Source organism: Mycobacteroides sp. LB1 (genome assembly GCF_013449725.1).
Classification (GTDB): domain Bacteria; phylum Actinomycetota; class Actinomycetes; order Mycobacteriales; family Mycobacteriaceae; genus Mycobacterium.
On sequence record NZ_JACCFF010000001.1, the window covers coordinates 1844283 to 1858098 of the forward strand.

13 protein-coding genes are annotated in these 13816 nt (G+C 64.9%); 8 read left to right on the top strand and 5 right to left on the bottom strand.

Annotated elements, in window-relative coordinates:
* Positions 1–24: 24 nt before the first annotated feature.
* From macS to MLB1_RS08970, 3 genes are all read right to left on the bottom strand, one after another.
* The gene (macS, locus tag MLB1_RS08960; RefSeq protein ID WP_180749785.1) at positions 25–1167 is read right to left on the bottom strand and encodes a MacS family sensor histidine kinase; all 1143 of its coding nucleotides are present in this window, start codon (positions 1165–1167) and stop codon (positions 25–27) included.
* A 105-nt stretch (positions 1168–1272) separates the two neighbouring features.
* Positions 1273–2472, bottom strand: a complete 1200-nt coding sequence (locus MLB1_RS08965) for an AI-2E family transporter (protein WP_180749291.1) — start codon at positions 2470–2472, stop codon at positions 1273–1275.
* Positions 2473–2514: 42 nt separating this feature from the next.
* Entirely contained in the window at positions 2515–3393 is an 879-nt protein-coding gene (locus MLB1_RS08970) for an alpha/beta fold hydrolase (protein WP_180749292.1), read from the bottom strand.
* A 156-nt stretch (positions 3394–3549) separates the two neighbouring features.
* Between MLB1_RS08970 and MLB1_RS08975 the strand changes: the two genes are divergently transcribed.
* The 5 genes from MLB1_RS08975 (at position 3550) to MLB1_RS24045 (ending at position 7543) form a co-directional block, all read left to right on the top strand.
* Positions 3550–5073 (top strand): adenylate/guanylate cyclase domain-containing protein, encoded by a 1524-nt coding sequence (locus MLB1_RS08975; protein ID WP_180749293.1) that lies wholly within the window; start codon positions 3550–3552, stop codon positions 5071–5073.
* A 27-nt stretch (positions 5074–5100) separates the two neighbouring features.
* Positions 5101–6312, top strand: coding sequence for a YbhN family protein (locus MLB1_RS08980; RefSeq protein ID WP_180749294.1), 1212 nt, complete (start codon positions 5101–5103; stop codon positions 6310–6312).
* A gap of 55 nt (positions 6313–6367) precedes the next feature.
* Positions 6368–6907: a YceI family protein gene (locus tag MLB1_RS08985; RefSeq protein ID WP_180749295.1), complete on the top strand. Its 540-nt coding sequence runs from the start codon at positions 6368–6370 to the stop codon at positions 6905–6907.
* 30 nt (positions 6908–6937) lie between these two features.
* Complete coding sequence (locus MLB1_RS08990) at positions 6938–7351, top strand: DUF3054 domain-containing protein (RefSeq protein ID WP_180749296.1); 414 nt, start codon at positions 6938–6940, stop codon at positions 7349–7351.
* Between the two features lie 66 nt (positions 7352–7417).
* On the top strand, positions 7418–7543 hold the full coding sequence (locus MLB1_RS24045) for a hypothetical protein (RefSeq protein ID WP_255485624.1): 126 nt from the start codon (positions 7418–7420) through the stop codon (positions 7541–7543).
* Between the two features lie 73 nt (positions 7544–7616).
* Here the strand turns inward: MLB1_RS24045 and MLB1_RS08995 are convergent, their stop codons facing one another.
* On the bottom strand, positions 7617–8357 hold the full coding sequence (locus tag MLB1_RS08995) for a hemophore-related protein (RefSeq protein WP_180749297.1): 741 nt from the start codon (positions 8355–8357) through the stop codon (positions 7617–7619).
* A 354-nt stretch (positions 8358–8711) separates the two neighbouring features.
* Between MLB1_RS08995 and MLB1_RS09000 the strand changes: the two genes are divergently transcribed.
* From MLB1_RS09000 to MLB1_RS09010, 3 genes are all read left to right on the top strand, one after another.
* Positions 8712–11492 (top strand): MMPL family transporter, encoded by a 2781-nt coding sequence (locus tag MLB1_RS09000; RefSeq protein WP_180749786.1) that lies wholly within the window; start codon positions 8712–8714, stop codon positions 11490–11492.
* The gene (locus MLB1_RS09005; protein ID WP_180749298.1) at positions 11489–12010 is read left to right on the top strand and encodes a helix-turn-helix transcriptional regulator; all 522 of its coding nucleotides are present in this window, start codon (positions 11489–11491) and stop codon (positions 12008–12010) included. The genes MLB1_RS09000 and MLB1_RS09005 overlap by 4 nt, the downstream gene beginning before the upstream one ends.
* 112 nt (positions 12011–12122) lie before the next feature.
* Positions 12123–12560, top strand: a complete 438-nt coding sequence (locus MLB1_RS09010; RefSeq protein ID WP_180749299.1) for a CD225/dispanin family protein — start codon at positions 12123–12125, stop codon at positions 12558–12560.
* On the opposite strand, the gene MLB1_RS09015 is transcribed toward MLB1_RS09010, so the two are convergent.
* On the bottom strand, positions 12561–13796 hold the full coding sequence (locus tag MLB1_RS09015) for a GNAT family N-acetyltransferase (protein ID WP_180749300.1): 1236 nt from the start codon (positions 13794–13796) through the stop codon (positions 12561–12563).
* Positions 13797–13816 lie beyond the last annotated feature (20 nt).

Sequence of the window (13816 nt, forward strand, 5' to 3'; positions counted from 1 at the left end):
TGTCAGTGCTTTCGGGACTCTCGGTCATAACCCCACCTCCTGAGATTTAGGCACCGTGATCTCCCATTCGGTTCCCTCCTCGGGCGCGGTCTCCAGCAGGACCGCGCCGCCAAGATCCGCCACCCGGCCCAGAATCGACCGGGACACGCCCATCCGTCCCTCACGTTCGGCCTGATCCAGCCTGCCGTCCGCAATACCGCTGCCGTCATCGCGCACCGTCACGACCACCGAATCCTCCAGATCCTCGATGAGCACGTACGCGTGCGCCTCCGGTCCGGCATGCAATGCCACATTGGACAGTGCGCTACGCACCACGGCGGCCAGTTCACTGCCCATGTGCTGACCGATAAGCACGGGCGAGCCCGGGGCCGACACCGAAACGGCGGTACTGGCCTGAGTGCGCAGGAGTGGACGCAGATCGACCAATTCGTCATCGGCGAGCGTGGTCTGTGTCGCACCCGATATCAGCTCCCGGAGCGCAACTTCCTGTTCACCGGCGATCGCAGCGAGTTCCGCTGTCGGGCCACCGATCTCGGTACCTCGCCGCTTCACATAGGACAGCACTTGCAGCACTCCGTCGTGCACCTGCCGGGACAACCGCTCGCGTTCGATCGCCGCCGCGGCCGCTCGTTCCGCGCGGCGCAGTTCGTAGAAGGTGCGCTTCGCGGTAGTCGACGCGGCACCGATCGCGAGCCCCACCACCACCAACGCGGGCATGGTCGAATCGAGCCACAGCGCGCTGACCGGGAGTCCACGCGCCGCGATGCTGACAGCGGCGAGAACGAAACCGGATATGACACCGGCCAGCTGTCCGCGTAGCAGCCCCACGGACACCACCGCGTTGGCCACCCACAGCGTGGTCGGCAGGGCTTGATGCCCGCTGTACCACTGCACATCGACCACCAGACGTCCGGCGAGCATGAGCGCAATCACGATCACCTGGTCACACAGCACCAGCTGCCACCGGCGGAACCAGTTGCGAGACAGCGCGACTGCCGCGAACCCCGTCCATATCGCCATGACAGCGTACAGCGCCCAGCTCAGCGCCTGCCGGTCGTAGTGCGTGTAGGACACCCACTGTGAGGCCAGCAGCGCGTACCCAAAGCTCGCCAGCCGGAACACCTGCGCGGCCCGCCACAGCGACGCCGTCGGATCGTTACCGCTCACCCAGCGTGGGACGGTTCCGTGTCCGGATGCGCTGCTCAATGCTCTTCACCCAAGAGGCTCATCATTTGATGCTCTTCACCCAAGAGGTTCATCGCAGACGCTCCGTCACTCCTTGGGCGGAGCCGGGCCCAATTCCGGTACTCCGTTGCCCGGGCCGGCGTTGACCGCCGGCGGGCCCTTGTCGGGCACCATCTCCGGATCGAGGATCTCCGCCTCCTCTTCTCCTTCAATCAGATACGGATCGTCGGAGTCGTCCCGTTCTATCAGTGCACGGATGGCAGTGTTGAGCACTGCGACAACCGGCACGGCCAATAGCGCGCCGATGATGCCACCCAGCACGCCGCCGGTCGCAATGGCCAGCACCACCGCCAAGGCATGGATTTGGACCGCACGCCCCATGATGAGCGGTTGCAGCACATGGCCTTCCACCTGCATCACCACGATGACGATCACCAGGATCATCGCCGCGGTGAAGGGCCCGTTGGTGATGAGCGCGATGAACACCGCCACGAATCCAGATATCGCGGCACCGATAATCGGGATGAACGCTCCCAGGAAGACCAGCGAGGCCAACGGAAGCGCAAGCGGCACACTGAAAACCGCCAGACCCACACCGATGCCCACGGCGTCGACGAGCGCCACTGCGAAGGTGGCCCGCACGTAGCCGATCAGCGAGCCGAAGCCCAGAACACCGGCACGGCGCACCCGCGGCCGCACATCCGTGGGAAATATCCGGGTAATGAACTCCCAGATCTCCTTGCCGCCATACAGAAAGAAGATCAGCGTGAACAGCGTCAGCACGAGGCCGGTGATGATCTCGGTGACCGTGGTGGCGGTGGCCAGCGCCCCGCTGGTCACCTTGTCTTGGTTGTCCTTGATGCTGTTGACCAACGCATCGCCGGCCTTGCCGATCTGTTCTTCGCTGACGTGGAACCGGCTGTTGATGGCCCAGTTCTTGAGCGAATCGATGCTGTTGGTCAGCTGGGTCGACAGGTCGGGCAAGCCCTTGATGAACTGGTCCACCACGAACGTCAGGATTCCGCCGACCGCTGCGGTACCGGTGAGGAGAACCACCACTACCGCCAGCGAGCGCGGAACCTTATGCCGTTCAAGGAAGTTGACCGTCGGCACCAACAGTGCCGCGCCCATCAGAGCAAGTAGCAGTGGGATGGTGATCGTCTTGAGGTGCCAGAACAACCACAGCGATGTGAGCCCGAAGGCGAGCAGCACCAGCAGGCGCCAGGACCAGGCAGCCCCCTTGCGCACATATGGATGAACCGACTCGGCGGCGTCAGCGTGCGTCATGCGGCGAGCCTAACCCAGCAACGTAGGCGAAGAGCAGTAGATCTACCCCTGCGCGACAGGCTCGGCCAGCACCTCGGTCAGCCACTTCACCACAAGTTCGGGCTGTTCGTCGACGATGAAGTGACCGCAGTTGGGCACCTCGGTGATGTTCAGATCGTCGGCATGATCCCTGAAGCCCTCCAGAAGCGAGGGATGCACGGCCACATCGTCGAGCCCGAACAGCACCCGCACCGGCATGGCGAGCTTCTGATCGTCGTACGGTCCCCGCGCCAGCTTGGCGAACTCCTTGCCGACCATGGACCGGTAGATCTTGGATCCGGCAACGCGGCGGTCGCGGTCCCGGAAGCAGCTCCGGAAGAAGTCCACCGATTCTTTGGGCATGCCGCTGCGGCGGATGAACCACCACAGCGTCGGCGACAGGTGCGATAACGGCCCGACCAGCGGAGCGCCCACCACCAGCTGGTAGGCCAGCTTGTGGGCGTGCCTGGCGACGCGTCCCGGCTCCTGCCACACCGGCGGGATGTTGAGGATGGCCAGCCGCCGGATGCGTTGTGGCGCCTTCAGCGCGACCAGCTGCGCGGTCCAGCCGCCCCAGTCATGGCCGACCAAATCGAAGCTCTCCAGCCCCAGCGCACTCGCCGCGGCGAGCACATCGGAGGCGAACTGCTCCTTCTCGTAGCCCTTCGGAGTGACCTCGCTCCAGCCCGCGCCACGCAGATCGATGGCGTACACCCGGTGCCCGGAGTCGGCCAGCGCCGGGATGACGTTGTGCCACATCCACCAGTTTTCCGGCCAGCCGTGCAGCAGCACCACCGGGCGCCCATCCTGTGGACCGGCGACGGCGACGTGAATCTTCACGTCCCCGGCTTGTACGTATTCGTGGGTCACGCCCTCCAGGATGGGCATGCTGCGCTGCGTCATGCACGGCACCCTACCGCGCAGTAGGTTCCGCGAGATACCCCCACCTTTCCCGGTCCGTCCAGGGCATACACACGCCCTAGAGCAGGAAGAACTGGCATGCTTCGTGATGTCACAGAAATTGGGGTAAAACGGGAGTAGACCGATCGGAATACCTGAGTGATGGAACGGCTGCGCGAATGGTTTCGGGCCATGCATGTGCTGGGCCCACGCTGGACGGTGTTCGTGGCGTCCATGGTCGGCATCAACTCCGCGACTCTCCTGTTGCTGTTCTACTTCCTGCGCCACTGGATGCCGTTCAAGCAGCCACCCCATGACTGGGTCTTCGAGAACGGGCCGCCCTTGTTCTGGGCGCTCTTCGGCCTCATGGTCGTCACGAGCGTCGGCTGGGCACTGCACATGGAGCATCGCCTGGCGCGCTGGTACTGCCGGGGCGGGCCACCGACAGCCCTGGAGCTGCGCACCGCGTTGACCGCACCTCTGCAGCAGTCGTTGGTCCATCTCGGCGGGTGGGCACTCGGTGCCGCCGTCTTCATTGCCATAGGTGCGGCCCACGACTCCAAATGGACCCTGGCCACCATCATCGGCTGTCTGCAGTCCGCGACGGGCAGCTTCGGTCTGACCTACCTGCTCGGAGAACGGATCCTGCGCCCTATCGCCGCAAAGGCCTTGAGTGCCAGCGAGTTCCACGGACGTTTCGCACCCTCGGTCTTCGTACGGGTCCGGCTGAGCTGGTGGATCGGCACGTTGGCGCCCGCCATTGGAATCATCGCGCTGTGCGGTATGGCCCTGTGGAAGCCGGACGACCTGACCTCCACACGAGGACTCGCCCTCACTGTCCTACTCATCGTCTCGACCACCCTGGTCGCAAGTTATGGGTTGGCCCTGCTGACCGCCGGGCAGTTGGCCGACCCGGTGCGCCAGCTGCGCGCCGCCATCAGCAATGTGGCAGAGGGCGATTTCGGTACGCGCGTCGATGTCTACGACGGCAGCGAGCTCGGTGTCCTGCAGGCCGGGTTCAACCGGATGATGCAGGTGGGCGAGGAGCGCCGTCAGCTGCGCGAGCTGTTCGGTAGACATGTGGGTGCCGATGTGGCTAGCCAGGCACTGCAGCTAGGCACCAACCTAGGCGGCGAAAGCCGTTATGTCGCAGTATTTTTCGTCGACATGATCGGGTCAACCTCGATGGCAGCCGACCGAGATCCCGAGGAGGTGCTGACGATCCTCAACGACTTCTTCCGCATTGTGGTGGAAGTTGTCGACAGCCGGGGAGGCTTCGTCAACAAGTTCGTCGGCGATGAGGCGCTGTCGGTCTTCGGCGCACCGCTGCACCGCCCGGATGCCACCACGGCGTGCCTGGCCGCCGCGCGCGAACTACGCGAACGGCTTACCGCGGATTTCCCGCATCCGTTCGAGTTCGCGATCGGGGTCTCGGCCGGGCTGGCCGTGGCCGGGAACGTGGGCGCCCCCGAACGCTACGAGTATTCGGTGATCGGCGATCCGGTAAATGAGGCATCGCGGCTTACCGAACTCGCCAAACACCGGCCCAGTCGGCTGCTCGCATCCACCAACGCGCTGTATTTCGCCGACCCCGACGAACAGAAACACTGGGATCACGGCGACTCTGTGCTGCTCCGGGGCCGCACCAGGGCGACACACCTGGCGTGGCCTGCGGGAACCTGAAAGATGTGACCGGCTCGCGCCGTTACTGTGGTGCCCGTGCCCGATGACCGTGAGCCTCTTGTCGGCGGCAACACGCCGCCCGAGCGAGACGGCTCCATCCCGGGCCCGTGTCCGGACGATGACGCGCCCACGGCGCCTCAACCCGTCATCAAGCGGCGGGGAAAGTACTGGTGGGTGCGGTGGGCGATCTTCGTGGTGGTCGCGGTCGTACTCGCGGTGGAGATCGGGTTCGTGTCCGATCAGCTGGCCTCGGCCTGGCGCAGCCTGACGACCGCCAACCCCTGGTGGGTCCTAGCTGCAGCCCTGGCGGCCATGTCCTCGATGCACAGCTTCGCCCAGATCCAGCGGACGCTGCTGCGTTCGGCGGGCGTCAAGATCCGCCAATGGCGCTCCGAGGCGGCCTTCTATGCCGGGAATGCGCTGAGCACCACCCTGCCCGGCGGTCCCGTGCTCTCGGCCACCTTTATCTATCGGCAGCAGCGGCTATGGGGCGCCACTCCGGTGGTCGCGTCCTGGCAGTTGGTGATGTCCGGGGTGCTGCAGGCGGTCGGGCTGGCGATCCTCGGCCTGGGCGGCGCGTTCCTGTTGGGTGCCAAGACCAACCCGTTCTCGTTGATCTTCAGCATCGGTGGCCTGTTGGCCATCCTGGTCCTCGCCCAGGCGGTCGCGTCTCGGCCGGAGATGCTCGACGGGATCGGTGTCCGGGTCTTGCGCTGGGTCAACGATGTTCGTGGCAAGCCCCCGATGATGGGGGTGGCCCGCTGGCGCGAGATCCTCAAGCAGATGGAAGCGGTGACCCTGACCCGGCGGGCCCTCGGGGAGGCCTTCGGCTGGTCGTTGTTCAACTGGATCGCCGATGTGGCGTGCTTGGCCTTCGCCGCCTATGCCGTTGGCAGTCGCCCGTCGCTCGTCGGCGTCATGGTGGCCTATGCCGCGGCCCGTGCCGCCGGCTCGGTTCCGCTCATGCCCGGCGGCCTGCTGGTGGTCGAGGCGTTCCTGGTGCCCGGCCTGGTGTCCTCGGGAATGACCCTTCCCGACGCGATCTCCGCGATGCTCATCTATCGGGCAGTCAGCTGGATCTTCATCTCCGCGATCGGCTGGGTCATCTTCTTCTTCATGTTCCGCGACGAGAGCCAGGTCGACCCCGACGCCACCCCCAGCACAACCAAGGAGCCCGAACCCGTCGCCGCCCCTCCCCCGGATGAACCCCCGAAAGATTCTTCGGATCCCCCGAAATAAACCGGACCATAGTCCGGTTGGTATGAGTGTCTCACCCCGACTTTGAGGAGCACTCATGACCACGACCACCCCCACACTCACCGCCGGAACCTGGGCTATCGACTCGGTTCACTCGGATATCACCTTCTCCGTACGCCATCTGGGCGTCTCGAAGGTCCGTGGCTCATTTACCGACTTCAGCGGAGAGCTCGTGGTCGCCGAAGACGGCACCCCCTCGGTATCGGCCACCATCGACGTGGCCTCGGTTAGCACTCGCAACGACCAGCGCGATACTCACCTGCGCTCAGCCGACTTCTTCGACACCGACAACCACGCCACCGCCACCTACCGATCCACTTCCGTACGCACCGACGGTGACGACTATGTCGTCGACGGCGAGCTGACCCTGCACGGCATCACCCAGCCGGTCTCGCTGAACCTCTCCCTGGAGGGTGTCGGCCCGGGCGCGCAAGGCGGCACCGTCGCCGGCTTCGAAGCCAGCACCGAGATCAACCGCGGTGACTTCGGCGTCACCGGCGGCGCCGGGCTCGTCGGCGAGAAGGTCACGCTGACCTTCAACATCGAGGCCGGTCACCCGGAGGCACCCTCCAACTGATCCCCGCACGGCACCCGCTACGGTCGGGGAATGCCCAGCGCGCAACGGAATTCACTCACGCAGAAGCCGGCGGCATCCGTACTGTTCTCACTGGTACTGGATGCCGTCGGCATCTTCGTCTTCTGCACCATCGGCCGTCGCAGTCACGACGAAGGCATCACGCTGCTCGGCGTGTGGCAGACGGCGTGGCCATTCCTGACCGGCGCCGGCATCGGCTGGCTCCTCAGCCGGGGCTGGACCCGCCCGGCCTCGGTGGCCCACACCGGGATCGCGGTCTGGGTCTGCACGGTCCTGTTCGGGATGATCCTGCGACGACTAAGCAATCAGGGTGTGGCGTTCAGCTTTGTCATAGTCGCATCGCTGGTCACTGCGCTGTTCCTGCTCGGGTGGCGCGTCATCGCGAAACGACTGATCCGCACGTCCCACGGCTCGTCAAAAAAGTAGAGAGCCACCGTCAGGATCTCGTCAGCGCGCTTGGATCCGCGCCCACGGCCCGCGCAAGCTGGCTGCATGGAAGGTCTCGCCGCTGTGCTGGTTCCCCTCGCCGGTTATGCCGCGGTACTGCTCTCTGTGCGGTACCTCAATCGTCACGACGATGTCGCCCCGGCAGCAGGCTCCGAAGCCCTGACGCGTTAAACGCCAAAAAGGCCGTTTGTGCACGAACCCCGAGAAGGGTCGTGCACAAACGGCCTTTTGGTAACGACTACGGCTAGACGCGCGGCCCGGGTGCGGGGCCTGTTCCGACCGGGCCGGCCGGAGCGGGAGCGGCTGGAGCGGGTCCCGGCACTGGTCCGGGCCCCTGCGGGAAGTTGGCAGCCGGCACCTGGTTCTGGATGGCGGACTGCACGGCCGGGTTCTGCACGAGTGCCTGTGCCGCCGGGTTCTGCGCCACCGACTGTGCGGCCGGGTTCTGCGACAGCGCGGTCAGCAGTGCCGGGTTCACACCCATAGCGGCGGGGTTCAATCCACCGCCGTTGACAACCTGTGCCAGATCCAGCGGCAGACCGCACTTGGTGCGCAGGTCGTTAAGCGGTGCAGCGATGCCACCGAGTGAGCCGGCGACATCGGGCCGCGACACCAGGTAACTCTGCGTCTTGGTGGCGATCTCGTCCTGCGGGGCCGCCTTGATCTCGGTGAACGCCTGGTCGACGTCTGGATGCTGCTCCAGATAGCCCGCCGCGTTCTGCACCACGGTGCCGACGGTCTTGGTCATCTTGCTGGCCTGGCACCCGTCCGGCGTGGGTGTGGCAGGAGTCACCGTCGCCGCAGCGGGTGCTGCGGCATTCGGGGTGGGTGCCGGTGCGGCGGGGGCCGCGGGAGCCGGAGCGGGAGTCGGGGGGACTGGTTCGGCCGCGGCAATGGGTGCCAGGGCGCTCATTGCGAGCCCGCCAGCGAGAACACCTGCGCTCAGCAAGCCGTAGGCCGTGCGCCGCGAGGTTGTGGCTGACATGACATTCCTCCTACTTGTTTGTGGGATTACAGCCAAGGTATCGAAATTCGGCGGCATTTCGAAACACGGACTCGCCAAGTCACCAGAGAGTTACCGAGTCTTTATAGTCGGCCAGATTCTGAAATTCCGCATCCCGCTCACGATCCAACGCAACGTTGCCAGGGAGCGCGAAGAGCACGTCCAGCCACCACTCGTTTTTCGCCAAGGCAGTCTGTTAGTAACCGTGTCATTGCAGGTTGCCGGGATATATACAGACAACACGCGTGGTTGGTCGCGTTGCTGTAGCATCACGAGCACGCCACAGGAGACTGCGTGCGTCACACCGAACGACAGGGACTATCTGTGCAGTCAGTCATGATGCGCACCAGCGACTACCTCCGTAGGTATCGCTGGTTGACCGTCGCTGTCTGGCTGATTCTCATTGTCGCCGCGGTAGGGCTGGTAGTCGACCGCGGCGAAAAGCTCACCGGCGGCGGCTTCGAGGTCGCCGGATCGCAGTCCCTCAAGGTGCACGACGCAATGGAGACCGGCTTCCGCGATCGGGGAGCCTCTCCGCTTGCCCTGGTCGCCGCACCCCGCCCCGACGCCAGCGTCACCGATATGACCGCCGCCGTCGACTATCTGAAGCAGGTGGCGGCTCAGATTCCTCAGGTGTCGATCGAGCCGATTCCCCCGCAACTGACCCCACAACCGGACCGTCCGTTCGTCGTCACCCTGCGGATCGGCTTCGACAACACCGGTGCGACCGATATCGCCAAGGAGCTCCGCAAGAAGATAGGTGTGCACGGCGGCGAGCCGGGGCAGATCGCAGGCGGCCGAGTGTCCCTGTATGTGATTGGGCAGGGCGCGCTGGGTGCCGCGATGACCGAACAGATCGCCGGTGACATCAAGCAGGCCGAGAAATGGAACATCCCGGTCATCCTGATCGTGCTGATCGCGGCGTTCGGCTCTCTCGCTGCGGCCTCACTGCCCCTGCTACTGGGTCTGTGCACGGTGGCGTTGAGCGTCGCGCTCGTCCTCGCGCTGTCGAACATCACCACGATGTCGGTGTTCGCCCTGCCGACGGTGACGATGATCGGTCTCGCCGTCGCGGTGGACTACTCCCTCTTCATCCTCATGCGATACCGCGAAGAGCTGAACTCGGGGAAGAACCGGCAAGAGGCGATAGCCGCGGCCATGGCCACCTCGGGGCTCACGGTCACCTTCTCCGGCCTGACGGTGATCGCCGCCCTAGCCGGTATCTACCTGATCGGAACCCCCGCGCTGGCATCGATGGCCTCCGGCGCCATCATCGTCGTCGCGATCGCCGTTCTCACCTCCACCACGCTGATGCCCGCCCTGCTCGCCATCTTCGGCAAGGCCGCGGCCAACCAGTCCCGGCTGTTGCGCGTCTCACCGCTGCGCAAGCATTCGATCCCGTTCTGGCGCAAGTGGACCCAGCAGGTAATGCGCCGACCATGGCTTTCCGCGCTGGGCGCTTCGGTGTTCCTGCTCGCGCTCGCGGCACCGAGCCTGCACATGCACGTCTCCAATAGCATGCTGCGCCAATTCGATTCCTCCCACGAAATCCGCCGAGGTATCGACGCGGCGGCCGTAGCCATGGGACCGGGTGCGCTGGGGCCGGTGCAGGTACTGCTTACCTTCACCGGCGATAAGGGCAACGCGCAGGATCCTCAGCACGCACAGTTCCTCGAGACTGCGAAGGAGAAAATCGCGCAGGCCCCGAACATCGCGCGGGTTTCCGACCCGGCGTTCTCAACCAACGGTCACGACGCACTCATCTCGGCCGTACTGTCGGTGGACCCCGAGGCAACCGCGGCGCGCGATACCGTCAGCTGGCTGCGCACGAATGTGCCCGACGCGCTCGAGAATTCGGGAGCCGAGATCAATGTCGGCGGTCCGACGGCACTGCTGTTCGACTACGACAATCGGGTCGAACACTCCCTCTGGGCCGTCTTCGCATTCGTCTGCGTGCTCGCATTCGTGATGCTGCTGGTTACCCTGCGCTCGCCGGTGCTGGCACTCAAGGGCGTGGTGATGACCGTGCTCTCCGTCGCCGCCGCCTACGGCAGCCTGGTGATCGTCTTCCAGTGGGGATGGTTGGAATTCTTGGGCTTCCACCAGGCCAATATCGACAGCAGTATCCCGCCGCTGGCCTTGGCGCTGACCTTCGGTCTCACCATGGACTACGAGATCTTCTTGCTAGCCCGCGTACGTGAGCGATACCTGCGTACCGGCGACTGCGGTGACGCTGTCTCATACGGGGTACGCACCAGCGCGCGCACCATCACCAGCGCGGCACTCATCATGATCGCGGTGTTCATCGGATTCGCCTTCGCCGGAATGCCATTGGTGGCGCAGCTGGGCGTGGCGTGCGCGGTGGCGATAGCCGTTGACGCGACGGTGGTGCGCCTGGTCCTGGTACCAGCGCTGATGTCGATGTTCAACAAGCGCAACTGGTGGCTGCCCGGCTGGCTCGATCGGGTGCTACCCACGGTGGACTTTGAAACCCCCTGTGTCGACGAGCTTCCGGGCCCGCACACCGAAAGTGCGCTGCGGCTGCAGGGTTCCGGATTTGAGGAACCGCGCATCGACTACCACGCCATTGCCGTCTCGGCGGCCAGGCTCAAGCGCCTATCCGATGACACTGTTGCGGTACCCGAGACACAGCCGATGCTCGCGGACCGCTGGCGTGACAACTTGACTGTGGCCCTGGAGTCCCTGCAGGCCGGCAAAAATGGAACACATACCGACACAATCGAAATGCCTGGACCTCTGTCCCGGATCACACCGATGGAAATCGCCCAGGTCAAGCTGCCGACCGGACAGAAATGCGCGGTGCCCACCGACGCCGAAGCGCTCCGCATGCAGGGACTTTTATTGATGCGCCGCAATGCCGAACGCGATTACACCGAGTTCGCCCGGCTCGCTTCGCTGATGGAACCACGGATGGCGGCGAAGGTCCTCGCCGGGATCGATCAGCATTACTGTGTACAGTCCAATCAGCGGTGGGTTTCCAGCCAGCTGGTGCGCCGGCTCGCTGACCCGAAGCCCGGCGATGGCACGATCGAAAGCCCAGCGGTGCGCAGACAGTGTCTGTCCGTGGCGGTGGCGATGTTGGAGGATGCGAGGTGACGGTCACGAGCGACGCGCCGGCCGTCTCCCCCGAAGTGCCCGATGAGCCTTCGGGTTCCGGCGCCACGGACACTGGTTCCGACCAGCCGCAGCACGGTGGCAAGCCGGTCACTCATTGGACCACCGCTGAGATGCTGGGTGCCCTGCAAAGCGGCGACCTGTCTGATTGGCAAGAAATCGTCCACGCGCTCAAACGTGACCCGTTCGGACGAACCGCACGCCAGGTCGAGGAAGCGCTCGGCTCCGATGAGCTCTACGGCATTTCAAACGCACTGCAGGAAGTTCTCACCCGAGCCCGCGACGATCTTGCCGAGGCCGAACGGCGCGAGGCGACCAACGAGATCAACCTGTTGTTCGAGGCCTCCGGTCTACGCGAGGCCGAGTTTGCCTCCCGCATAGGTGTTTCAAGTGGTGAGCTCTCCGCATATCTGGCGGGTACGAGCATGCCCTCGGTGGCGATGCTGATCCGTATGCGCCGAGTCGCCCGCCGGTTCGGGCGCACCCGACCTCGCGGATAGCCATCCCTATTCCGCTGACATTGTTTACGGGTACCTGCGTAACCAATGCCAGTTCCCTGAAAGACCGTGGATCGTTATGGCAGCCCTCCTGAAATCGGCCTAACCTCGTGCCATGACCGACGAGACGAAAACCGACGAACCCACCACTCCCACTCCCGCGCCGCCACCTGCACCGACGGTCGCCCCGGGACCACCAAAGCTCCCGCCCTCGAATGTCGGCTGGGCCGTGGCCGCCGTTGTCTTCTTCTGGCCGTTGGCCTTCAGCGCCTTCACGAACGCGCTGAACGTCACCCAGTTCTGGATCACCGGCCAGTACGACCGCGCCCAGGAGTCCTCGGACCGCGCCAAACTACTCGGCAAGATCGCCCTGCTGACCGGCCTGGTACTGCTGTTCCTGTTCATCGCGTTCCGTATCGCGTGCGCCATCTGGTGGCACACCCACGGCGGTGGCGGTGGCTGGGGCCACCACGGCGGACACGGCGGCTGGGAACGTAGTGACGACGGATGGGACGGCCCCGGACAAATGGGCCGCCCCGGCCGTGACAACTAGCTAGAAGTCGTCGGGCGCACTGGGTGCGACGGGCCAGCCGAATGCGATGGCGGCCCGTCGCACTGCGCCTGCCCGCAGTTCGGTGACCAAGCCGGCACTGGCCAGCGCCTGCAGACCCACCCCACCCATGTAGACGGACCCGAGATCACGCACGGTCAGCGCGATATCGGCTTCCTCCGTGGTGATTTCACAACGGGCATCGGTCAGACCGCCGCGCAGGCGGTAGCGTCCGGAGTTCTCCGGGAGGAACTGGTCGGTCACCTCAAACACCACATCCACCTCGGCGGCGTATCGCCGCTGTGACAGCGCCCGTGGAATATCGAGCAGCCGCACATGAATCGCGTCGCCCACGGCACATTCCAGTGCCGAATGGTTGGCCACCAGGTAGCGGAGCTCCTCGTGCACCGATGCACCGTGATACTTGATCTTGCGTACCAGGTCCATATCCAGCAGGTAGCGCCAGGTTCTGGCGTAGGCGCGGGAGTTGGTGCCGAGTACCTCTTGCACGTGCAGCTCGCTATTGGGTCCCGAGTCGCTCCACTCGGACTTGGGCCGGTAGATGGCGAATCCGCTGACCGTTCCATCGGATTCGTAGTGCAGGACGAAGCGGACCTTGCCCGAGTCCTTCTGCCGCTCCTCATTGTCAAAGGTCCAGGAGGCCCACCACTCCGGAGTTCTGGACATTTGCCCGGGCAGGTCCGCAATAGCGGCATCGTAAACAGCCGGGGCCGAGGCCAGGAAGGTCTCCGCATCCACCTCTTCCAGGGTGCCGTCGCCAAGGTCTACGTCCGGCCGGAATGCCAGCTCGCGCACCGGCCCGGACAAGTCCGCGGCCTCCGTCGCGACCCCGTAGCCAAATCGGCCGTAAATCAACGCTTCCGAGGCGAACAGCATGGCGAGCGCCTCGCCGCGCGACCGGATGTCCTCGAGCTGATGGCGCATCATGGCCGTCAACAGGCCGCGGCGGCGATGCGTCGGCAATACCGTGACCGCGGTGACAGCGGCGACCGGGACGACGGCACCGCCCGGCAGCACCACCTGACGGCTGAAGGCACCCGCCGTCGACACCCACCGTTTTCCGTTGTGGAAACCGATCATCCGGTCCAGCTCGGTGAACTTGCGGTTGACCTCGATCTCGTCCTTCCGTAGCTCCTGCAGGAACACGGAATACGACGAGGTCATGTACGACTCGTAGTCGTCCTCATCTTGGATGGTGCGTAGGGTCAGCTCAGACACATACCCATGTCTACCGTGCC

Excerpts from the sequence above, each read along its gene's own strand:
- MLB1_RS08965 (WP_180749291.1), bottom strand. The coding sequence starts at position 2,472 with ATGACGCACGCTGACGCCGCCGAGTCGGTTCATCCATATGTGCGCAAG.
- MLB1_RS08970 (WP_180749292.1), bottom strand. The coding sequence starts at position 3,393 with ATGACGCAGCGCAGCATGCCCATCCTGGAGGGCGTGACCCACGAATAC.
- MLB1_RS08985 (WP_180749295.1), top strand. The coding sequence starts at position 6,368 with ATGACCACGACCACCCCCACACTCACCGCCGGAACCTGGGCTATCGAC.
- MLB1_RS08990 (WP_180749296.1), top strand. The coding sequence starts at position 6,938 with ATGCCCAGCGCGCAACGGAATTCACTCACGCAGAAGCCGGCGGCATCC.
- MLB1_RS24045 (WP_255485624.1), top strand. The coding sequence starts at position 7,418 with ATGGAAGGTCTCGCCGCTGTGCTGGTTCCCCTCGCCGGTTATGCCGCG.
- MLB1_RS08995 (WP_180749297.1), bottom strand. The coding sequence starts at position 8,357 with ATGTCAGCCACAACCTCGCGGCGCACGGCCTACGGCTTGCTGAGCGCA.
- MLB1_RS09000 (WP_180749786.1), top strand. The coding sequence starts at position 8,712 with ATGATGCGCACCAGCGACTACCTCCGTAGGTATCGCTGGTTGACCGTC.
- MLB1_RS09010 (WP_180749299.1), top strand. The coding sequence starts at position 12,123 with ATGACCGACGAGACGAAAACCGACGAACCCACCACTCCCACTCCCGCG.